This is a genomic window from Pseudomonas sp. CFBP 5748 (assembly GCF_053850495.1).
In genome coordinates, this window is record NZ_JBSPTN010000002.1 from 293,621 (window position 1) to 313,710 (window position 20,090).

Below are 20,090 nucleotides of genomic sequence, written 5' to 3' on the forward strand. Positions count from 1 at the left end.
GGTTTCATCAGTTCGTGGCGGCCTGCGCCTCGACCAACTGCGTCCACAGTGCCGGAGCACCGGCGGACTTGGCGATGGCTTCCAGACGCGCGGCATGTTCGGCCAGGTCGCTTTCGCTGGCGCGGATGATCCGCGATGGCCTGCGATCAGCGGGCAAACGCCGGATTTCCGTGGCCTGGTTGCCCGAGCCTTCGCCGGTACCGTTGCCATCCGAGGCGTTACCGGCCAGGGACAGACTGGTCTGGCCACCGGTCATGGTCAGGTAGACGTCGGCCAGAATCTCGGAGTCAAGCAAGGCGCCGTGCAGTTCACGGCCGGAGTTATCGACGCCGTAGCGCTTGCACAACGCATCGAGGCTGTTGCGCTGCCCCGGGTGACGTTCCCGGGCCATCATCAGGGTATCGAGGATGGTGCAATGCTGGGTGATGTCGGCCCGGTCGTGCTGGCCCATCAAGGCGAACTCGTTGTTGATGAACCCCACGTCGAACGCCGCGTTGTGGATGATCAACTGCGCGCCCTGGATGAATTCGAAGAACTCATCGGCCACTTCGGCGAAACGCGGCTTGCCCACCAGGAACTCGTTGGTGATGCCGTGGACGCCGATGGCGCCCTCGTCACTTTCGCGGTCCGGTTGCAGGTAGACGTGGAAGTGGCGACCGGTCAGGCGCCGGCCCATCAGCTCGACACAGCCGATTTCGATAATCCGGTGACCATCGGTCACCGGCATGCCGGTGGTTTCGGTATCCAGTACAACAGATCTGTTGGCCATCAGTGTTCAGCTCTCAACGGGCAGGCTTGCAAAAGCGCGGATGTTAACACGCTCCTGTGGCCAGGGGATTGACCCCAGGCTTATGGAGGAAAAGTGGATTGTGCGGGAGCAAATTCTGGGGGAACACAGCTTGCTCTCGCTGGATTCTGGTTCCGTAGGAGCTGTCGAGTGCAACGAGGCTGCGATCTTTCCCCAGACACTTGAATCTCAAGCGAAAGATCAAAAGATCGCAGGCTTCGCCAGCGCCTACAGGACCCGGCGGGAGTTCCCTCGCCACAGGGGTCACATCCAGCTGAATCAAGCCTGCTTGAAACCCCGCACCTCATCCACCCCACGGTTGGCCAACTGGTCGGCCCGTTCGTTGCCGTGGTGGCCGATGTGGCCGCGCACCCATTTCCAGGTGACGTTATGGCGATTGACCTGCTCATCCAGCATTTTCCAGAGGTCGGCGTTTTTCACTGGCTCCTTGGCGGCGGTCTTCCAGCCGCGCTTCTTCCAGTTGGCCATCCACTCGTTGATGCCTTTCATCACGTACTGCGAGTCAGTCACCAGCAGCACATCGCAGGGCCGCTTGAGCTCTTCCAGGCCGCGGATCGCGCCCATCAGCTCCATGCGATTGTTGGTGGTATTGGTTTCGCCGCCCCAGAGCTCTTTTTCCACGCCCTTGCACACCAGCAACGCGCCCCAGCCGCCCGGGCCGGGATTGCCCTTGCAGGCGCCATCGGTGAAGAGTTCTACGCTATCGCTCATGCCAATCTATCCAGAAAAAATGCAAAGGCCTGCCGGTCGGGACAATAACGCCCGCCGCCGATATACCGGCCAGACCATCAGAAAAAGGGTTACGGCTCGATGTGGCGACGGTTGACCTTGGCCATCGGCAAGGGAATCAGCTTGCCCATCGGCTCGCGTCGCGCCTGACGCACCGGGCGCAGCCCGACCGCGATCTTGCGCGCCACCAACAGATAGAAACCACCGCCGGACAGTTGCCAGTCACCGGCCTTGCGTTCCCAGCCGGCCAGACGGGCCTGCCACTTGGGCGACGCAAGCGGCGGACGATAGCACCCGAAGCGGCGTTTCTCCAGCGCGAAGCCCAGCAGGTTGAGCCAGTCGCCGACCCGCGAGGCCGAGATGCAGCGAGCCTGGCGCAAGGCGTCGTGGGCGAACACGTGACGCAACCCCCAACTGCTCCAGGGATTGATGCCGATGATCAACAGATGGCCACCGGGGCGCACGCTGCTGGCGGCTTCACGCAGCAAACCGTGGGGAGACAGGCAGAAATCCAGGCCGTGCTGCAGCACCACCACATCGGCGGCATGCTCACTCAAAGGCCAGGCCTGCTCCTCGCAGACGATCTCGACCCCAGGCAATGGCGCCCCCAGGCGGACATTGCGCTGCACCTGCGGCGCCGACGGCGGCGTCTGCGCCGAAGGCCCGTAATGCACCAGGTAGCCGCCAAAGAACCGGCCCAGCTCGTCTTCGAGCATGCGCCGCTCCTCTTCCAACAAAAATTGCCCGACAGGGCCGGACAACCATTCGCGGGCCGCGCTGATCAACGCCAGCCAGTCAGGATCAGCCTGAGCGAACGCTTTATCGGTCATTGCATTCTCCAACGCGTCAGGAAGTTCTAAGATGCGCCTTTGTTTTCCGCTTGGCGAATTTCGCGATGATACAGATCAGTGCCCTGCCCGCGTTCACCGATAACTACATCTGGTTGTTACAGGACCACGCGACCCAGCGCTGCGCCGTGGTCGACCCGGGAGACGCCGCGCCGGTACAAGCCTGGCTCGACGCCCACCCCGGCTGGGTCTTGAGCGACATACTGGTCACCCACCATCACCATGACCATGTCGGCGGCGTCGAGGCACTGAAAAACGCAACGCACGCCACCGTCTACGGCCCGGCCAGCGAAAACATCCCGGCGCGGGACATGGCGCTCAATGACAACGACACGCTCAGCGTGCTCGGCCTGGACTTCGATGTCTACGCCGTGCCTGGCCATACATTGGGACACATCGCCTACTACCACCATGGCCTGCTGTTCTGTGGTGACACCCTGTTTGCCGCCGGATGCGGCCGGCTCTTCGAAGGGACGCCGGCGCAAATGCACCACTCGCTCAGCCGCCTCGCCGCCCTGCCCGAAGATACGCTGGTCTACTGCACCCATGAATACACCCTCAGCAACCTGAAGTTTGCCGCCGCGGTGGAGCCGGGCAATCCGGACATCGCCGCCCGTCTGGAAAAAGTCAGCCGGCTACGCAGCGAAGGCGTCATTTCCCTGCCCTCGACCCTGGCCCTGGAAAAGCTGACCAATCCGTTCCTGCGCACCACTGAAACATTCGTTAAACAAAAAGCAGACGAACGGAATGGCCAGCGTAACGAGACGCCAAGCGAGGTTTTTGCGGCCTTGAGGGCTTGGAAAGATAAGTTCTAAGGTAGCTATCGATTGATATAAAAATTCTGAATGGTTGACCTGTTGGGGTGCGCTTCCTAGAATCGGCCGACATTTTTGCCCGGAACTTACTTCCAGCCAATGTCGTCATCTATACGCAGGTCCGCCCAGTCAGACACATTGACCCGCTTGGCTCAAGCCATTGCGGTGGCTGTGTCCGCGACACTGGCGGGCTGCCAGAGCACGAGCCAGGTGCCGCAGACCGACGCGGCCCACACGCCGAATATCGCCGCTCGCGCCAAACAGAAGCCTGTCTGGCTCACTGAAAAACCCAGCCCCCAAGTGCCCCAGGATGTCTGGGAACGCATGCGCCAGGGCTTCCAGCTCCAGGAAACCGCCGGCGTCAATCCACGCATCGAGCAACAGCGCCTGTGGTTCGCCAGCAACCCGTCTTTCCTGGAAAACGCCGGTGAGCGCGGCAGCCTGTACATCCATTACATCGTCGAACGCCTCGAAGAACGCAACATGCCGCTGGAGCTGGCGCTGCTGCCAGTGATCGAAAGCGCCTACAACCCCATGGCCTATTCCCGGGCCAACGCCGTAGGGCTGTGGCAATTCATCCCGTCCACGGGACGTTACTTCAACCTGCGCCAGACCCGCTTCTATGACGGGCGCCGCGACATCACCGCCTCCACCACGGCCGCCATGGATTACCTGACGCGCCTGCACGACATGTTCAACGGCGACTGGTTGCTGGCGCTGGCCGCGTACAACGCCGGTGAAGGCACGGTCAGCCGCGCCATCGAGCGCAACGAAAAGCTCGGCCTGCCCACCGACTACTGGAACCTGCCACTGCCCAGCGAAACCCAGGCCTATGTGCCGAAGTTGCTGGCGTTGTCCCAGGTCGTGCTCTCGCCCGATGCTTATGGCGTGAACCTCAACCCGATCGCCAACGAACCCTATTTCCAAGTCGTCGAAATCAACCAGCGCATGGACCTGTCCAAGGTTGCGGCGGTGGCCAACATCGACGAAGACGAATTGTTCCAGCTCAATCCGGCCTTCAAGCAACGCACCACCATCGACGGCCCGCAGCACCTGCTGGTGCCCACCTCCAAGGCCCAGTTGCTGACCGCCAGCCTGTCGACCATGCGCCCGGAAGAGCTGATCAGCCAGCGCTCGCTCAAACCGGTCTTTGAAAACGTCGACGACAGTGAAGTGGAAGGCGCAAGGCGCACCTACCGCGTCAAGCGCGGCGAGAACCTGGCCCAGATCGCCAAGGCCAACAACGTCCAGACCAAGGACCTGCAACGCTGGAACAAGCTTAGCGGCAGCAAGCTCAAGGTCGGCCAGACCCTGGTGATGCGCGACACCAAGCCCACCAAGGCTACCGGCAAGCGCATCAGCACCGTGGTGGCCGCCAACAGCAAGGACCAGAAAAAACAGACCCAGTACAAGGTCAAGCAGGGCGATTCGTTGTATGTGGTCGCCAAGCGCTTCAACGTGGAAATGCAACACCTCAAGCGCTGGAATCCACGGATGGGCAAGGCGCTCAAACCTGGGCAGATGCTGACGGTGTACTCCCCGCATTAAGCCCCACCTTGATCGAGGGGCTTGTTGTGGCGAGGGAGCTTGCTCCCGCTGGGCTGCGCAGCAGCCCCAATAAAACCAACGACACTCATCCGAAATACCGCAGTGGCTGATTTCAGGGTCGCTTCGCAACCCAGCGGGAGCAAGCTCCCTCGCCACAGTTCCGGGTAATCCCTGCAGCTTTGAGCCCCCGCCTTTTTCCTGCCGATACAAGCTGTTACTGTACAGGCCATAAAAGCCCAAGCCGCCTGGATCGGATCTCAGACTTGATACGTCCCCTCCTCTTGCTCCTGATCAGCCTGGCCTTGAGCTCCCCCGCCAGCGCAACCATCAGCGAAAGCCATGGCTATGCGCAGTTCGGCACGCTCAAGTACCCGGCCAGATTTACCCACTTCGACTGGGTCAACCCGCAAGCGCCCAAGGGCGGTACCTTGCGGGTCATGGCATTTGGCACCTTCGATACGCTCAACCCCTATACATTCAAGGGCAGCAGCCCGGTTTCCACGCCAAATTTCCTGCAATACGGCATCAACGAGCTGAACGAACCGCTGATGGTCGGCACCGGCCAATACGCGCCCTCCGGCGATGAGCCAACGTCGAGCTACGGCCTGATCGCCCAGTCGGTGGAGTACAGCGAAGACCGCAGCTGGGTGGTGTTCAACCTGCGGCCCGAAGCGCGGTTTCACGATGGCGTGCCGATCACCGCCTATGACGTGGCGTTCTCCTACAAAACGCTGCTCAAGGACGGCCACCCGCAATACCGCACCAACCTGCAGGAAGTGCTGCGGGTCGATATCCTCAACCCGCTGAAGATCCGCTTTGTCTTCAAACGCGCGGGCAACCCGCTGCTGATCCTGCGCCTGGGGGAGTTGCCAGTGTTGCCCCAGCATTATTGGAAAGACCGCGACTTCAAGGCCACCACCTTCGAACCGCCCCTGGGCAGTGGGCCTTATCGCATCACCAAAGTGCAGCCCGGTCGCCAACTGGTATTCGAAAGGGTCAAGGATTACTGGGGCAAGGACCTGCCGGTCAATCGCGGCAAATACAACTACAACCGCATGGACGTGGAGTTCTATCGTGACAGCGAAGTGGCCTTCGAGGCCTTCAAGGCCGGTGAATTCGATATCTATATCGAACATCAGGCCAAGAACTGGGCCAACGGCTATGACTTCCCGGCGATCAAACGCGGCGATGTGATCAAGGCGCAGATCCCCCACCAGATCCCGACCCAGACCCAGGGCCTGTTCATGAACACCCGGCGCGGCACTTTTGCCGAGGCCAAGGTTCGCGAAGCCCTGGGGCTGATGTTCGACTTCGAGTGGACCAATCGCACACTGTTCAGCGGCGCCTACAAGCGCACCCTCAGTTATTACCCCAACAGCGAATTCTCCGCCAGCGGCCTGCCGGTGGGCCATGAATGGCTGTTGCTCAAGCCATACCGCGAACAATTGCCAGCCCGATTGCTCACCGAACCCTTCAGCTTGCCGAAAACCGACGGTCGCGGCATTCCCCGGGAAACCCTGCGCAAGGCCTTGGGGTTATTGAAAGAGGCTGGCTGGACTCTCAACGGCCAGCGCCTGGTGAATGCCGACAGCCAGCCCCTGCGCTTCGAGATCCTGTTGGTGAACCCGAACCTGGAGCGCATCCTGCAACCCTACGTTGAAAACCTCGCCAGCATCGGTATCCAGGCCCGGCTGCGCACGGTGGACCGCGCCCAGTACAAACAGCGCCTGGATCAGTTCGACTTCGACATGATCCTGCTTACCCTGGGCCAGACCCTCAGCCCGGGCCTGGAGCAATGGCAGTACTTTCACTCCAGCCAGGCCGGGGTCAAGGGCAGCAAGAACTACGCCGGGATTACCAACCCGGTGGTCGATCACCTGCTGGAAAAGCTGCTGGCCGCCCAGACCCGCGACGAACAGGTCGCCGCCGGCAAAGCCCTGGACCGCGTGCTGCTATGGCAGCACTACTGCATCCCCAACTGGTATCTCAACTATCATCGCCTGGCGTACCGCAACCGGTTCGCCTTCGTCACCACGCCGCCCTACACCCTGGGCCTGAGCGCCTGGTGGCTGAAATCTTCGGAGAAAGATCAATGAAGCCTTTTCGCGCCCTGCTCCTGCAGGCCAGCAGCCTGTTATTCGCCGGGCTGGCCTGTGCCGCGCCGCAGCACGCCTTGACCTTGTACAACGAACCGCCGAAATACCCGGCCAATTTCAAGCATTTCGACTACGTGAACCCCGACGCCCCCAAGGGCGGGATATTCCGCCAGGGCGGGTTTGGCAGCTTCGACAGCCTCAACCCGTTTATCAGCAAAGGCGTACCGGCCGATGACATCGGCCTGATCTACGACACCCTGGCCAAACAAGGCCTGGACGAACCCTTCACCGAATATGGCCTGATCGCCGAAAAAATCGAGAAGGCCCCGGACAACGGCTGGGTGCGTTTCTACCTGCGCCCCGAAGCCCGGTTCAACGACGGCCATCCGGTGCGCGCCGAAGACGTTGTCTTCAGCTTCCAGACCCTGACCAAAGACGGCGCACCGATGTTCCGCGGCTATTATAACGACGTTGCCGATGTCATCGCCGAAGAACCGCTCAAAGTGCTGTTCAAGTTCAAGCACACCAACAACCGCGAACTGCCGTTGATCCTCGGCCAGTTACCGGTATTGCCCAAGCACTGGTGGGCCGAGCGCGACTTCAGCAAGGGCAACCTGGAGATCCCCCTGGGCAGTGGTCCTTACAGGGTCGCCGAAGTGAAGGCCGGGCGCTCGATTCGCTATGAGCGCGTAAAGGACTACTGGGGCAAGGACCTGCCGGTCAACCGCGGCTTCTACAATTTCGACGTACTGACCACCGACTACTTCCGCGACAACACCGTCGCAGTCGAAGCGCTCAAGGCCGGGCAGTTCGATTTCTGGCTGGAAATGGCCGCCAAGAACTGGGCCAATGCCTACAACATCCCCGCCGTGGCCGAAGGCCGGCTGATCAAGGAACAGATCCCCAACGGCAACCCCACCGGCATGCAGGGGTTCGTCTACAACCTGCGCCGCCCGATCTTCCAGGATGTGCGGGTGCGCAAGGCCCTGAGCCTGCTGCTGGATTTCGAGTGGACCAACAAACAACTGTTCCACGGCGCTTACGCCCGTACCCGCAGTTATTTCGAAAACTCGGAAATGGCCGCCACCGGCCTGCCCGGCGAAGACGAACTGAAAATCCTCGAGCCCCTGCGCGGCAAAATCCCCGAACAGGTCTTTACCGAAGCCTTCCATCCTTCGATGTGCGACGGCAGTGGCATGATCCGCGACCAGCAGCGCAAGGCTTACCAACTGCTGCAAGAGGCCGGCTGGCGCATCGTCGACGACAAGATGGTCGATGCCCAGGGCAAACCGGTGGTGCTGGAGTTCCTGCTGGCCCAGACCGAGTTCGAACGAGTTCTGCTGCCATTCAAGCGCAACCTGAGCGACCTGGGCATCGAACTGGTCATCCGCCGCGTGGACGTGTCCCAGTACATCAACCGCGTGCGCTCCCGGGATTTCGACCTGGTGGTGGGCAGTTTCCCGCAATCCAGCTCGCCGGGTAACGAGCAACGCGAATTCTGGATGTCGGCCGCCGCTGACAAGCCCGGCAGCCGCAACACCATGGGCCTGAAGGACCCGGCCGTCGACCAACTGGTGGAGCAACTGATCAACGCCGACTCACGCAAAAGCCTGGTGGCCCATGCCCGGGCGCTGGACCGGGTGTTGCAATGGGGTTACTACGTGATTCCCAACTGGCACATCAAGACCTGGCGCGTGGCCTACTGGAACCACATCGGCCATCCAACCGTCACGCCGACCTATGACATCGGCACCACGACCTGGTGGGTCAAGCCGGACACCAAACCTGCCATCGAGGTAGAAAAACAAGTCATGGAACAACAGATCAACGCCGCCCCGGCGAGCGTGGAGTAACCCGATGCTGGCTTATATATTCCGGCGGCTGCTGCTGATCATCCCGACCCTGTTCGGCATCCTGTTGATCAACTTCCTCATCATCCAAGCCGCGCCCGGCGGGCCGGTGGAGCAGATGATCGCCAAGCTCGAAGGTTTTGAAGGCGCCACCAGCCGCATTGCCGGCGGCGGTGCCGAGGTGTCGGTGGCCGGTTCCTCATACCGCGGCGCCCAGGGCCTGGACCCGGCGCTGGTCAAGGAAATCGAGCGCATGTACGGCTTCGACAAGTCGGCCCCCGAACGTCTGTGGATCATGATCAAGAATTACGCCCGCCTGGACTTTGGAGACAGCTTCTTCCGCGACGCCAAGGTCATCGACCTGATCAAGGAAAAGATGCCGGTGTCCATCTCCCTTGGGCTGTGGAGCACGCTGATCATGTACCTGGTGTCGATCCCGCTGGGGATCGCCAAGGCCACCCGGCACGGCAGCCACTTTGACGTGTGGACCAGCTCGGCGATCATTGTCGGTTATGCGATCCCGTCGTTTCTGTTCGCCATCCTGCTGATCGTAGTGTTTGCCGGCGGCAGTTATTTCGACTGGTTCCCGTTGCGCGGGCTGACGTCGAACAACTTCGACGAACTGAGCATGGGCGGCAAGATCCTCGACTACTTCTGGCACCTGGCCTTGCCCGTGACCGCCCTGGTAATCGGCAACTTCGCCACCATGACTTTGCTGACCAAGAACAGCTTCCTCGACGAAATCAACAAGCAATACGTGGTCACGGCCAAGGCCAAGGGCCTGACCCGCCACCGGGTGCTCTATGGCCATGTGTTCCGCAACGCCATGTTGCTGGTGATCGCCGGGTTCCCTTCGGCGTTCATCGGCATCTTCTTCACCGGCTCCTTGCTGGTGGAAGTGATTTTCTCCCTCGACGGTCTCGGGCTGATGAGCTTCGAAGCGGCCATCAACCGCGACTACCCGGTGGTATTCGGCACGCTGTTCATCTTCACCCTGCTGGGGCTGGTGGTAAAACTGATCGGAGACCTGACCTACACCTTTGTCGATCCACGCATCGACTTCGAAAGCCGGGAGCATTGAGATGAACCTGTCCCCTCTCAATCGCCGCCGCTTCGAACTGTTCAAGGCCAACAAGCGTGGCTGGTGGTCGCTATGGCTGTTCCTGGTGCTGTTCGTCCTGAGCCTGGGCGCCGAACTGATCGCCAACGACAAGCCGCTGGTGGTGCATTACGACGATGGCTGGTACTTCCCGGCCCTCAAGCGCTACCCGGAAACCACGTTCGGCGGCGAATTCCCGCTGGAAGCCAACTACAAGAGCCCGTACATCCGTGAGCTACTGGCCGCCAAGGACGCCTGGGTGCTGTGGGCACCGATCCCGTTCAGCTACCAGAGCATCAATTACGACCTGAAAGTCCCGGCGCCGGCACCGCCCTCGGCCATGAACTGGCTGGGCACTGACGATCAGGGCCGCGATGTATTGGCGCGAGTGATCTACGGCTTCCGCATCTCGGTGCTGTTCGCCCTGACCCTGACGCTACTCAGCTCGATCATCGGCGTGATCGCCGGCGCCCTGCAGGGCTTCTATGGCGGCTGGGTCGACCTGGCCGGCCAGCGTTTCCTGGAGATCTGGTCCGGGCTGCCGGTTCTTTATCTGCTGATCATCCTCGCCAGTTTCGTCCAGCCAAACTTCTGGTGGCTGCTGGGCATCATGCTGTTGTTCTCGTGGATGAGCCTGGTGGACGTGGTCCGCGCCGAGTTCCTGCGTGGGCGCAACCTGGAGTACGTGCGCGCCGCGCGGGCGCTGGGCATGCAGAACGGCGCGATCATGTTCCGCCACATCCTGCCCAATGCCATGGTCTCGACCATGACCTTCATGCCGTTCATCCTGACCGGCGCCATCGGCACCCTCACTGCGTTGGACTTCCTCGGTTTCGGCCTACCGCCTGGCGCGCCGTCCCTGGGCGAGCTGGTGGCCCAGGGCAAATCCAACCTGCAGGCGCCGTGGCTGGGCATCAGCGCGTTCGCGGTGCTGGCCTTGATGCTGAGCCTGTTGGTGTTCATCGGCGAGTCCGCTCGCGATGCCTTCGATCCGAGGAAGTGAAATGAACCAGGACAATCTGATCGAAGTACGTGACCTGGCGGTAGAGTTCATTGTCGGCGAACGCCGCCAGCGGGTGGTCGAAGGCGTCAGCTTCGATATCAAGCGCGGCGAAACCCTGGCCCTGGTGGGCGAAAGCGGCTCGGGCAAGTCGGTGACCGCCCACTCGATCCTGCGCTTGCTGCCCTACCCGCTGGCCCACCACCCGACCGGCACCATCCAATACGCCGGGCAGGATTTGCTGAGCCTGAAAGAAAAGACCATTCGCCATATCCGGGGTAACCGGATCGCGATGATCTTCCAGGAGCCGATGACCTCCCTCAACCCGCTGCACTCGATTGAAAAACAGATCAATGAAGTGCTTGGCATTCACAAAGGCCTCACCGGCAAGGTCGCGACCCGCCGGACCCTCGAGTTGCTGGAGCTGGTCGGCATCCCTGAACCCCACAAGCGCCTCAAGGCCTTGCCCCATGAGCTGTCCGGCGGCCAGCGCCAGCGGGTAATGATCGCCATGGCCCTGGCCAACGAGCCAGAACTGCTGATTGCCGACGAACCGACCACAGCCCTGGACGTCACCGTCCAGCTGAAAATCCTCGAATTGCTCAAGGAACTGCAGGCGCGGCTGGGCATGTCGCTGCTGCTGATCAGCCACGACTTGAACCTGGTGCGAAGAATTGCCCATCGCGTATGTGTCATGCAGCGCGGTTGCATCGTCGAACAGGCACCGTGCGAGGAGCTGTTTCGCGCGCCACAGCATCCGTACACTCGGGAACTGCTGGCCGCCGAACCCAGCGGCACCCCGGCGACCAACGTGGTCGGCCCGCCGCTGTTGCAGGTCGAGGACCTGAAAGTCTGGTTCCCGATCAAGAAAGGCCTGTTCAAACGCACGGTGGATTACATTAAGGCCGTGGACGGTATCTGCTTCAACCTGCCCCAGGGCCAGACCCTGGGCATCGTTGGCGAAAGCGGTTCCGGCAAATCCACCCTGGGGCTGGCGATCTTGCGGTTGATCGGCAGCCAGGGCGGGATCCGCTTCGAAGGCAAACAGCTCGACAGCCTGACGCAGCAACAGGTCCGGCCACTGCGCCGGGAGATGCAAGTGGTGTTTCAGGACCCGTTCGGCAGCCTGAGCCCACGGATGTGTGTGAGCCAGATCGTCGGCGAAGGCCTGCGGATCCACAAGATCGGCACCGCAGCCGAGCAGGAACAAGCGATAATCGCGGCATTGAAGGAGGTAGGCCTGGATCCGGAGACCCGGAACCGCTACCCCCATGAATTTTCCGGAGGGCAACGTCAGCGTATCGCCATTGCCCGGGCCCTGGTGCTCAAGCCGGCGTTGATTCTGCTGGATGAACCAACGTCAGCCCTGGACCGTACCGTGCAACGCCAGGTGGTGGAGCTGTTACGGTCGCTGCAAACCAAGTACAACCTGACGTACCTGTTTATCAGCCATGACCTGGCTGTCGTCAAAGCGCTGAGCCACCAATTGATGGTGGTCAAGCACGGCCAAGTGGTCGAACAAGGTGATGCCCGCAGCGTATTCGCCGCGCCGCAACACCCCTACACACAGCAGTTGCTGGAGGCCGCCTTCCTGGCCCCAACCACTGCCGAATAACCTGAAAGAGGAGCAACACATGGGTTTTCTCGCCGGTAAGCGCGTATTGATCGTCGGTGTCGCCAGCAAGCTGTCCATCGCATCCGGCATCGCCGCCGCCATGCATCGCGAGGGCGCTGAGCTTGCCTTCACTTATCAGAACGACAAACTCAAGGGTCGTGTCGAAGAGTTCGCACAAGGCTGGGGCTCGAGCCCTGAGCTGTGCTTCCCGTGCGACGTGGCCAGCGATGAAGAAATCGCCAAGGTCTTCGAAGAACTGAGCAAGAAGTGGGACGGCCTGGATTGCATCGTGCACTCCGTGGGCTTTGCCCCGGGCGACCAGCTCGTTGGCGACTTCACCGAAGCCACCACCCGCGAAGGTTTCCGCATCGCCCACGACATCAGCGCCTACAGCTTCGTGGCCCTGGCCAAGGCCGGCCGCGAAATGATGAAAGGCCGCAATGGCAGCCTGCTGACCCTGTCGTACCTGGGTGCCGAGCGCACCATGCCGAACTACAACGTCATGGGCATGGCCAAGGCGTCCCTGGAAGCCGGCGTGCGTTACCTGGCCGGTTCCCTGGGCCCGGAAGGCACCCGCGTCAACGCTGTATCGGCCGGCCCGATCCGCACCCTCGCCGCCTCCGGCATCAAGAACTTCCGCAAGATGCTGGCCGCCAACGAAGCGCAAACCCCGCTGCGCCGCAACGTCACCATCGACGAAGTCGGCAACGCCGGCGCGTTCCTGTGCTCGGACCTGGCGTCGGGCATCAGCGGTGAAATCATGTACGTGGACGGCGGTTTCAACACCACGGCCATGGGCAATATCGAAGAGTAATCTTCACCCGCACCCACGCGTAAAAAACGCCGTTTGTCCTGGAAAGGGCAAGCGGCGTCTTTTTTTGGCCGATGGTCTGATTACACCGCAACACCCTGTGGGAGCGGGCTTGCTCGCGATAGCGGTAGGTCAGTCTGCATTGATGTTGGTCAGGCCCACTTTACTAGCGGCGTAGCGTCTGTTTCTGTGCATACATGGCCGCATCCGCTTCGGCCAGCAGGCCGTCGATCGACTGATGACGCTGCGGGTCGTATTCGATCTGGCCGACACTGAAGTGGATGTCATAGCCGCGCCGCAGCATCGCATTGCGCTCATCGAGGATTTCCCTGAGCCGCGCCATGATCGCCGAGGTCTCGACATGGGACGAGCCGGTGAGCAACGCGACGAACTCATCACCGCCCAAACGACCGATCACATCGCTTTCGCGAAAGGCGATGCGCAGCACGTCGGCGAAGGTCTTCAGCGCGGTGTCCCCCTCGGCGTGCCCGAAGCGGTCATTGATGGACTTGAAGTCATTGAGATCGAAAAACAGCAGCGTCGCCGGACGCGACAGGCGCTCGCACACGCTCAATGCGTGCTGGGCCAGCATCTTGAAGCCGCGCCGGTTGGACAACAGCGTCAGTTCGTCCATGCTCGCCATCTGCACGGCAATCATTTCCTGCTCGGCCATGCGCGCCAGGTCACGCAGCAGATCGCGCTCCTCGTCATTGAGCTTGCGTGGCCGGGTGTCGAGCAGGCACAACGTGCCCAGCATGCTGCCATCCTCCAACCCCAGCGGATGCCCGGCATAAAAACGAATACCAGGCTTATCCGTGACAAGCGGGTTATCGTGAAACCGCTCGTCCTGTTCCGCGTCGCAGATTTCCAGGATCTGATCCTGCAAAATCGCATGCCCACAGAAAGAAATCTCCCGCGAGGTTTCGCTGGCGTCCATGCCGGCATTGGATTTGAACCACTGTCGGTTGGCATCCACCAGAGACACCAACGCAATGGGCACATCAAACAGCCGCCGGGCAAGACGGGTCAGGCGATCAAAACGCTCCTCGGGCGCGGTGTCGAGCAATTTGAGCGACCGCAGATTCTTGAGGCGAACGGCTTCGTTGTCCGGTTTACCTGGCTCGATCATCGGGAGCTCCATTGGCGGCACTTCCTGAAGTCTAGCCCAGGCCCACTCCCCTTCAAACCCAACGGCTAAATCAAACGGGCATTTGCTGGCGAGGGCTAATACACTGCTTCACAGATTCAAGACGAGGACGCTGACCGATGAAGCTCGCCACCCATGACGCCGCCCCACGCTTCTGGCGCGATGCGGCCTTGCCCTTCATCGAAGCCCGGGCCATCGCCGATGGGCGCAAGGTCTGCTATTCACGTCACTCCCACGACCATTTTTCCATCGGGGCGATCACCGCCGGGCGCAGCACCTACATTCACGAGCGCTCGAATTTCCAGGTGCAGAGCGGCACGGTGGTGCTGATGAACCCCGGCGATGTCCATGCGTGCAACCCGGTCAATGATGAGCCATGGTCTTACTTGATGCTGTACGTCGACACCCAGTGGCTAAGAGATTTGCAGCGCCGTATCGGCTTCGACGAGAGCCTGGATTTCCAGGGCTTCGCGACCACCCATAGCCGCGACATCGAGCTGTTCACCGCACTGCAAGGGCTGTATGAGCAACTGGTGGACGAGCAGATCGATACCCATCACAAGCACGCCGCCGCCGAGGCGTTCTTCACCGACCTGCAGCAGCGGCTCAACCCCGCCGGCCGCCCGGACCGGGGCAGCCATCCGGGGCTGATGCGAGCGGCGCAGTTCATCCATGACCATTGCACCGACGCGCTGAAGCTCGAAGACATCTGCGCCGCCGCGCAACTCTCGCCGTCATACCTGAGCCGGGCCTTCAAGCACCATTACGGGATGACGCCCCATGCCTTCCTGGTCAACCGTCGGATCCAGTTCGCCCGCCGACAATTGCGCGAAGGCAAGCTGATTGCCGATGTGGCGCTGGACAGCGGATTTGCCGACCAGGCGCATTTCCAGCGGGCCTTCAAGCAACACCTGGCGGCTACGCCGGGTCAGTATCGCGGTTGATACCCGCCCTTTTGTGGCGAAGGGACTCGACTCAAGGCAACAACAAATACACCGCACTGGCCACCAGCAACACGGCCATCACCCGGTTGAACAGGCGCATGGTCGCCGGGTTGCCCAACCAGGAGCGCAGGAAACTGCCGGCATAGGCCCAGCAGCCCACCGAGACGTAGCAGATCACCAGGTAGATTGCCGCAAACTGCCACACCAGCCGCGCCTCGCCGTCAGCCACGAATGCGCCCATGCCCGCCACACAGGCCAGCCAGGCCTTGGGGTTGAGCCATTGCATCAGCGCTCCGTAGAACATCGAGGGCGCCCGCCCCTCATCTGCGTCGCCCAGGTGCCCGTTGTCCATCGCCAGCTTCCAGGCCATGAACAACAGAAACCCCACACCGCCCAGTTGCACGACCCGTGTGAGCCCAGGCCAGCGCTGCAGCACTTCATGCAACCCAAGCCCCATCAGCACCAGCAACAAGACAAAGCCCAGGGTCGCGCCACCGACATGGCGCAAGGTGGCACGAAAGCCGTACCGGGCCCCGGAGCTGAGGGCTATGATATTGACCGGGCCCGGCGTAATAGAGGCGACTAACGCAAACGCCGCCATGGAAAGAATCAGACTCATCGCATACCTTCTTCATGAACTGTGAGGTGGCGATCAGGGTAGGTTTTCATCTGCCGCAGGTATTGAACAAAACTGCCCAATGAGCGCAGCAACCCCTCGCGGGAACAGCGTCGCTGCGCGTATTTTTTACGAAAACTTTACGCTGAGTCCGTCCAACGAAAACAATACTGTGCGGCTCATTCACTCAGGCGTGCTCTATGTCCATTGCGGTAGTGCGGTTTATCGGTTTCATCCTCGGCATTTTCCTGATCACCCTCGCCGCCAGCATGGCCATCCCGCTTCTGACGCTGGTGATGTACGATCGCAACGATGACCTGTCGGCATTTTTGTGGTCGAGCCTGATCACCTTTGTCTGCGGCGTCGCGCTGGTGGCTCGCGGTCGGCCAGCGCACATCCAGATGCGCCCCCGGGACATGTACCTGCTGACCACTGCCAGTTGGGTCATCGTCTGTACCTTCGCCGCCCTGCCCATGGTGTTCATCCAGGACATCAGCTATACCGATGCCTTTTTCGAGACCATGTCCGGCATCACTACCACCGGTTCGACGATCCTGACCGGGCTGGACACCGCGTCCCCGGGCTTGTTGATCTGGCGCTCGATGTTGCACTGGCTCGGCGGGATCGGCTTCATCGGCATGGCGGTGGCGATCCTGCCGTTGCTGCGGGTCGGCGGCATGCGGCTGTTCCAGACCGAGTCGTCGGACTGGTCGGAGAAAGTCACACCGCGCTCCCATGTCGCGGCGAACTACATCCTGTGGATCTATGTCGGATTGACCGCCCTCGCCACCCTGGCCTTGTGGTTGGCCGGCATGACGCCCTTCGACGCGATCAACCATGCGATGTCCTTGATTTCCACTGGTGGCTTTTCCACTTCCGATGCCTCCCTGGGGCACTGGCCCCAACCGGCCATCCACTGGGTGTCAGTGGTCATCATGATGGCCGGTGCACTGCCGTTCACCTTGTATGTCGCCACCTTGCGCGGCAACACGCGCGCGCTGCTCAAGGACCAACAAGTCAGGGGCTTCGTCGGTTTCCTGGTCGTTACCTGGCTCGCGGTGGGAACCTGGCTGAGCCTGCACAGCGATCACACCTGGTGGGACGCGGTGCGCATCGTGGCCGTCAACGTGACATCGGTGGTGACCACCACAGGCGTGGCGCTGGGGGATTACACGCTATGGGGCAGCTTTGCCCTGTTGCTGTTCTTCTATTTGACATTTATCGGTGGCTGCTCGGGCTCGACCTCCGGCGGATTGAAAATTTTCCGCTTCCAGGTAGCCGGCGCATTGCTGATGGGCAGCCTGAAACAACTGATCCATCCCCGGGCGGTGATCCAGAAAAAATACAACAACCACCCCATCGACGAAGAGATCGTCCGCTCGCTGCTGACGTTTTCATTTTTCTTCACCATCACCATCGGCGCCATCGCCCTGGGGCTGGCGCTGATTGGCCTGGACTGGACGACAGCCTTGACCGGCGCGGCCACCGCCGTGTGCAACGTCGGGCCCGGACTGGGCACGATCATCGGACCGGCCGGTAACTTCTCGACGTTGCCCGATGCGGCCAAATGGCTGCTGACCATTGGCATGCTGCTGGGCCGGCTGGAGATTCTGACCGTGCTGGTGTTGTTCACGCCGGTGTTCTGGAAGTATTGAACACTTCGGGTAATGCGAAGCAGACAAACAAAAAAGCCGCGATGCCATGAACAGGCATCGCGGCTTTTTTCAAGCAATCAGCGGTCGTTCTTGATCGAAGAACTGGTCGCCTTGGTCAACCCCTTGGTGTTGTGGGTGCCCGGTGTGGCCGTGGAAATCGCGGAAGCCTTGGTCAAGCCACGAGTATCGCGATCCTTGGCGATGCTCGACGTGAGCGAAGCCTTGCTGGCTCGATCGGTGCGGGTGGCGCCGGTATGCTTGCCGCTGAGACCATGATCGCGCGTGCGGGTGCCGCTGTGGTCGCTGGTCAATCCTTTACCAAGGCCGCTGGAATCGCTGGACTTGCCGCTGCCCTGCCCACCGCCGATGCCGCCCCCTCGGCCACCGCCGTTTCCGCCGCCGTTTCCGCCACCACCCCCATTGCCACCGCCGGCGGCGTAGCTCGCACCGATAGGCGACAGGTCGGCGGGCAGCAAGGCTGAGGCACCCAGCATCAAGGCACAGACAGCGGCGGCGATCAGGGATTTCTTATGTTTGGACATGATGTCTCCGAAAGACAAAAACAACGGTTGAACCTTTAAGACTCAAGGGTTCAACTTTTGTTCGTGACCATCCGACCAAGTGAAGGGAAATTCACTGTCGATTTTTCGGTGGAGTCGTTCCCGGCACGGTTCTATGCTCAGCCCCATGAACCGACAAGACTCGCTGCTCCCGCCCCACGCCGAGATGGTCCGCGCCATGCTCGAACGAGACACTGCCTACGAGGGGGTGTTCTTCACTGCGGTCAAGACCACCGGCATTTTCTGTCGCCCCAGTTGCACGGCGCGCAAACCGAAACCGGAGAACGTCGAGTTCTTCGCCCATGCCGACGAAGCCATGTCAGCCGGCTACCGGGCCTGCCTGCGCTGCAAGCCGCTGGATGCCGCGGCCATCGCGCCGGACTGGATCCAGGCCCTGCTCAAAGCCGTGGACGCTGAACCCGACCTGCGCTGGACCGACGCCCTGCTGCTGGAACAAGGTATCGAACCGCTGAAACTGCGACGCTGGTTCAAGCAACATTTCGGCATGACCTTCCATGCGTATCTGCGGACCCGACGCTTGGGTATCGCCCTGGGAGGTATCAAGGAAGGTGCATCCATCGACAATGCAGCGCTCGATTGCGGCTATGAGTCCCTGAGTGGGTTTCGTGATGCATTCGTAAAATCCTTTCACATCACGCCAGGTCGCGCCGCCCTCAGCGAACCCCTGCTGTTCACCCGCCTGACCACGCCATTGGGCCCCATGCTGGCCATGGCCGAACGGCGCGGCCTGGTACTGCTGGAGTTCCTTGATCGCCCGGCCCTGACCCGGGAAATCGAAGAGTTGCAGCAGCGCTATGGCTACACCGTCGCGCCGGGACACAACCATCATTTGCAGCAGATCGAAACCGAACTGGCCGACTACTTCACCGGCAAGCTCACTGCGTTCAATGTCCCCTTGCACATGCCCGGCAGCGCCTTCGCCGTCCGGGTCTGGGCCGAGTTGCAAAAAATCCCCTACGGCGAGACCCGCAGCTACGGTGGCATCGCCTCCACACTCGGCAGCCCCGGCGCCAGCCGTGCCGTGGGCCTGGCCAACGGGCAGAATCGCCTGGCCATCGTCATCCCTTGCCATCGAGTGATCGGTGCGGACGGATCGCTGACCGGCTACGGTGGCGGACAGCCGCGCAAGGCGTTTCTGCTACGTCTGGAAAAAGCCGCGGTGCAGGTTTCGCTGCCGCTGGCATTTTGATCCCCTGGAGAATGAACCGCTGATGCCTGTGCCCTATCAAGCGGCGAGCACCTTTCTGGCCAGCCTGGATGAGGACTGGCGACGCCATGTCGAGGCGATCGGTCCTTGTCTGTTGCAACCCAAACCGGCCCGTGATCCCTATGAAGCCCTGGTGCGGGCGATTGCCTATCAGCAACTGCACGCCAAGGCAGGCGATGCGATCCTCGGTCGACTGTTGGCGCTGTTCCCGGCATCGACCTTCCCCAGGCCTGAACAGCTCCTGGCGACGGACTTTGCGCAAATGCGCAGTTGTGGGTTCTCCGCCAGCAAAATCGCAACCATCCACGGCATCGCCCAGGCGGCGCTGGATGGGGTGGTGCCGGATTACGCCACGGCACTGGCCATGGAGGATGAAGTGTTGATCGAGCGTTTGATCAGCTTGCGCGGCGTCGGGCGCTGGACCGTGGAGATGCTGCTGATCTACAGCCTGGAGCGACCGGACATCCTGCCGGGAGATGACTTTGGAGTGCGCGAGGGGTATCGGCGGCTCAAGGGCTTGGACGTCCAACCGACGCGCAAGCAGATGGTTGGGATCGGACAGGCGTTGAGCCCTTATCGGACAGTGGCGGCATGGTATTTGTGGCGGGTGCCCAGTCGCTAGACCGTGTCATCATTCATCGCGAGCAAGCCCGCTCCCACATTTGATCTTCAGTGTTCACAAATAATGTGTACACAGAAAATCCCCTGTGGGAGCGAGCTT

At 61.3% G+C, this 20,090-nt stretch carries 18 protein-coding genes; 12 read left to right on the top strand and 6 right to left on the bottom strand.

Going from position 1 to position 20,090, the window contains the following annotated elements; genetic code table 11:
- Positions 1-7 precede the first annotated feature (7 nt).
- The 3 genes from dnaQ to ACWNZ1_RS05935 form a co-directional block, all read right to left on the bottom strand.
- Complete coding sequence (dnaQ, locus tag ACWNZ1_RS05925) at positions 8-769, bottom strand: DNA polymerase III subunit epsilon (protein ID WP_135845066.1); 762 nt, start codon at positions 767-769, stop codon at positions 8-10.
- 297 nt (positions 770-1,066) lie between these two features.
- Positions 1,067-1,519: a ribonuclease HI gene (rnhA, locus tag ACWNZ1_RS05930; protein WP_047528325.1), complete on the bottom strand. Its 453-nt coding sequence runs from the start codon at positions 1,517-1,519 to the stop codon at positions 1,067-1,069.
- An 89-nt stretch (positions 1,520-1,608) separates the two neighbouring features.
- The gene (locus tag ACWNZ1_RS05935) at positions 1,609-2,367 is read right to left on the bottom strand and encodes a methyltransferase domain-containing protein (RefSeq protein ID WP_135845065.1); all 759 of its coding nucleotides are present in this window, start codon (positions 2,365-2,367) and stop codon (positions 1,609-1,611) included.
- A gap of 65 nt (positions 2,368-2,432) precedes the next feature.
- Between ACWNZ1_RS05935 and gloB the strand changes: the two genes are divergently transcribed.
- The 8 genes from gloB to fabI all read left to right on the top strand — a co-directional run bounded on the left by gloB (position 2,433) and on the right by fabI (position 13,222).
- Positions 2,433-3,200, top strand: a complete 768-nt coding sequence (gene gloB / locus ACWNZ1_RS05940) for a hydroxyacylglutathione hydrolase (RefSeq protein WP_135845064.1) — start codon at positions 2,433-2,435, stop codon at positions 3,198-3,200.
- A gap of 99 nt (positions 3,201-3,299) precedes the next feature.
- Entirely contained in the window at positions 3,300-4,748 is a 1,449-nt protein-coding gene (locus ACWNZ1_RS05945) for a transglycosylase SLT domain-containing protein (RefSeq protein ID WP_135845063.1), read from the top strand.
- 263 nt (positions 4,749-5,011) lie between these two features.
- The gene (locus tag ACWNZ1_RS05950) at positions 5,012-6,844 is read left to right on the top strand and encodes an extracellular solute-binding protein (RefSeq protein ID WP_135845062.1); all 1,833 of its coding nucleotides are present in this window, start codon (positions 5,012-5,014) and stop codon (positions 6,842-6,844) included.
- The gene (locus ACWNZ1_RS05955) at positions 6,841-8,697 is read left to right on the top strand and encodes an extracellular solute-binding protein (RefSeq protein WP_135845061.1); all 1,857 of its coding nucleotides are present in this window, start codon (positions 6,841-6,843) and stop codon (positions 8,695-8,697) included. Before ACWNZ1_RS05950 ends, ACWNZ1_RS05955 begins: the two co-directional genes overlap by 4 nt.
- A 4-nt stretch (positions 8,698-8,701) precedes the next feature.
- Positions 8,702-9,775 carry a microcin C ABC transporter permease YejB gene (locus ACWNZ1_RS05960; protein ID WP_135845060.1) on the top strand — a complete coding sequence of 358 codons (1,074 nt, stop codon included), beginning with the start codon at positions 8,702-8,704 and terminating at the stop codon, positions 9,773-9,775.
- Position 9,776: 1 nt separating this feature from the next.
- On the top strand, positions 9,777-10,796 hold the full coding sequence (locus ACWNZ1_RS05965) for an ABC transporter permease (RefSeq protein ID WP_135845059.1): 1,020 nt from the start codon (positions 9,777-9,779) through the stop codon (positions 10,794-10,796).
- A gap of 1 nt (position 10,797) precedes the next feature.
- Positions 10,798-12,408 (top strand): ABC transporter ATP-binding protein, encoded by a 1,611-nt coding sequence (locus ACWNZ1_RS05970; RefSeq protein WP_256452704.1) that lies wholly within the window; start codon positions 10,798-10,800, stop codon positions 12,406-12,408.
- Positions 12,409-12,427: 19 nt separating this feature from the next.
- Positions 12,428-13,222 (top strand): enoyl-ACP reductase FabI, encoded by a 795-nt coding sequence (fabI, locus tag ACWNZ1_RS05975; protein WP_456027476.1) that lies wholly within the window; start codon positions 12,428-12,430, stop codon positions 13,220-13,222.
- Positions 13,223-13,385: 163 nt separating this feature from the next.
- Here fabI and ACWNZ1_RS05980 read toward each other — a convergent pair whose 3' ends face one another.
- The gene (locus ACWNZ1_RS05980) at positions 13,386-14,348 is read right to left on the bottom strand and encodes a sensor domain-containing diguanylate cyclase (RefSeq protein ID WP_135845056.1); all 963 of its coding nucleotides are present in this window, start codon (positions 14,346-14,348) and stop codon (positions 13,386-13,388) included.
- A gap of 137 nt (positions 14,349-14,485) precedes the next feature.
- Between ACWNZ1_RS05980 and ACWNZ1_RS05985 the strand changes: the two genes are divergently transcribed.
- The gene (locus ACWNZ1_RS05985) at positions 14,486-15,310 is read left to right on the top strand and encodes a helix-turn-helix transcriptional regulator (protein ID WP_135845055.1); all 825 of its coding nucleotides are present in this window, start codon (positions 14,486-14,488) and stop codon (positions 15,308-15,310) included.
- A 31-nt stretch (positions 15,311-15,341) separates the two neighbouring features.
- Here the strand turns inward: ACWNZ1_RS05985 and ACWNZ1_RS05990 are convergent, their stop codons facing one another.
- Entirely contained in the window at positions 15,342-15,929 is a 588-nt protein-coding gene (locus ACWNZ1_RS05990) for a LysE family translocator (RefSeq protein ID WP_135845054.1), read from the bottom strand.
- Positions 15,930-16,126: 197 nt separating this feature from the next.
- Between ACWNZ1_RS05990 and ACWNZ1_RS05995 the strand changes: the two genes are divergently transcribed.
- Positions 16,127-17,581, top strand: coding sequence for a TrkH family potassium uptake protein (locus ACWNZ1_RS05995; RefSeq protein ID WP_135845053.1), 1,455 nt, complete (start codon positions 16,127-16,129; stop codon positions 17,579-17,581).
- Between the two features lie 77 nt (positions 17,582-17,658).
- Here the strand turns inward: ACWNZ1_RS05995 and ACWNZ1_RS06000 are convergent, their stop codons facing one another.
- Positions 17,659-18,123: a hypothetical protein gene (locus ACWNZ1_RS06000; protein WP_178084249.1), complete on the bottom strand. Its 465-nt coding sequence runs from the start codon at positions 18,121-18,123 to the stop codon at positions 17,659-17,661.
- A gap of 145 nt (positions 18,124-18,268) precedes the next feature.
- Between ACWNZ1_RS06000 and ACWNZ1_RS06005 the strand changes: the two genes are divergently transcribed.
- Both ACWNZ1_RS06005 and ACWNZ1_RS06010 read left to right on the top strand, forming a co-directional pair.
- Positions 18,269-19,351 (top strand): bifunctional transcriptional activator/DNA repair enzyme AdaA, encoded by a 1,083-nt coding sequence (locus ACWNZ1_RS06005; RefSeq protein ID WP_256452703.1) that lies wholly within the window; start codon positions 18,269-18,271, stop codon positions 19,349-19,351.
- Between the two features lie 22 nt (positions 19,352-19,373).
- Complete coding sequence (locus ACWNZ1_RS06010; RefSeq protein WP_280944883.1) at positions 19,374-19,991, top strand: DNA-3-methyladenine glycosylase family protein; 618 nt, start codon at positions 19,374-19,376, stop codon at positions 19,989-19,991.
- The last annotated feature ends 99 nt before the right edge of the window (positions 19,992-20,090 follow it).

Excerpts from the sequence above, each read along its gene's own strand:
- dnaQ (WP_135845066.1), bottom strand. The coding sequence starts at position 769 with ATGGCCAACAGATCTGTTGTACTGGATACCGAAACCACCGGCATGCCG.
- ACWNZ1_RS06010 (WP_280944883.1), top strand. The coding sequence starts at position 19,374 with ATGCCTGTGCCCTATCAAGCGGCGAGCACCTTTCTGGCCAGCCTGGAT.
- rnhA (WP_047528325.1), bottom strand. The coding sequence starts at position 1,519 with ATGAGCGATAGCGTAGAACTCTTCACCGATGGCGCCTGCAAGGGCAAT.
- fabI (WP_456027476.1), top strand. The coding sequence starts at position 12,428 with ATGGGTTTTCTCGCCGGTAAGCGCGTATTGATCGTCGGTGTCGCCAGC.
- ACWNZ1_RS05980 (WP_135845056.1), bottom strand. The coding sequence starts at position 14,348 with ATGATCGAGCCAGGTAAACCGGACAACGAAGCCGTTCGCCTCAAGAAT.
- ACWNZ1_RS06005 (WP_256452703.1), top strand. The coding sequence starts at position 18,269 with ATGAACCGACAAGACTCGCTGCTCCCGCCCCACGCCGAGATGGTCCGC.
- ACWNZ1_RS05990 (WP_135845054.1), bottom strand. The coding sequence starts at position 15,929 with ATGAGTCTGATTCTTTCCATGGCGGCGTTTGCGTTAGTCGCCTCTATT.
- ACWNZ1_RS05970 (WP_256452704.1), top strand. The coding sequence starts at position 10,798 with ATGAACCAGGACAATCTGATCGAAGTACGTGACCTGGCGGTAGAGTTC.
- ACWNZ1_RS05945 (WP_135845063.1), top strand. The coding sequence starts at position 3,300 with ATGTCGTCATCTATACGCAGGTCCGCCCAGTCAGACACATTGACCCGC.
- ACWNZ1_RS06000 (WP_178084249.1), bottom strand. The coding sequence starts at position 18,123 with ATGTCCAAACATAAGAAATCCCTGATCGCCGCCGCTGTCTGTGCCTTG.
- gloB (WP_135845064.1), top strand. The coding sequence starts at position 2,433 with ATGATACAGATCAGTGCCCTGCCCGCGTTCACCGATAACTACATCTGG.
- ACWNZ1_RS05960 (WP_135845060.1), top strand. The coding sequence starts at position 8,702 with ATGCTGGCTTATATATTCCGGCGGCTGCTGCTGATCATCCCGACCCTG.
- ACWNZ1_RS05965 (WP_135845059.1), top strand. The coding sequence starts at position 9,777 with ATGAACCTGTCCCCTCTCAATCGCCGCCGCTTCGAACTGTTCAAGGCC.
- ACWNZ1_RS05955 (WP_135845061.1), top strand. The coding sequence starts at position 6,841 with ATGAAGCCTTTTCGCGCCCTGCTCCTGCAGGCCAGCAGCCTGTTATTC.
- ACWNZ1_RS05985 (WP_135845055.1), top strand. The coding sequence starts at position 14,486 with ATGAAGCTCGCCACCCATGACGCCGCCCCACGCTTCTGGCGCGATGCG.
- ACWNZ1_RS05995 (WP_135845053.1), top strand. The coding sequence starts at position 16,127 with ATGTCCATTGCGGTAGTGCGGTTTATCGGTTTCATCCTCGGCATTTTC.
- ACWNZ1_RS05935 (WP_135845065.1), bottom strand. The coding sequence starts at position 2,367 with ATGACCGATAAAGCGTTCGCTCAGGCTGATCCTGACTGGCTGGCGTTG.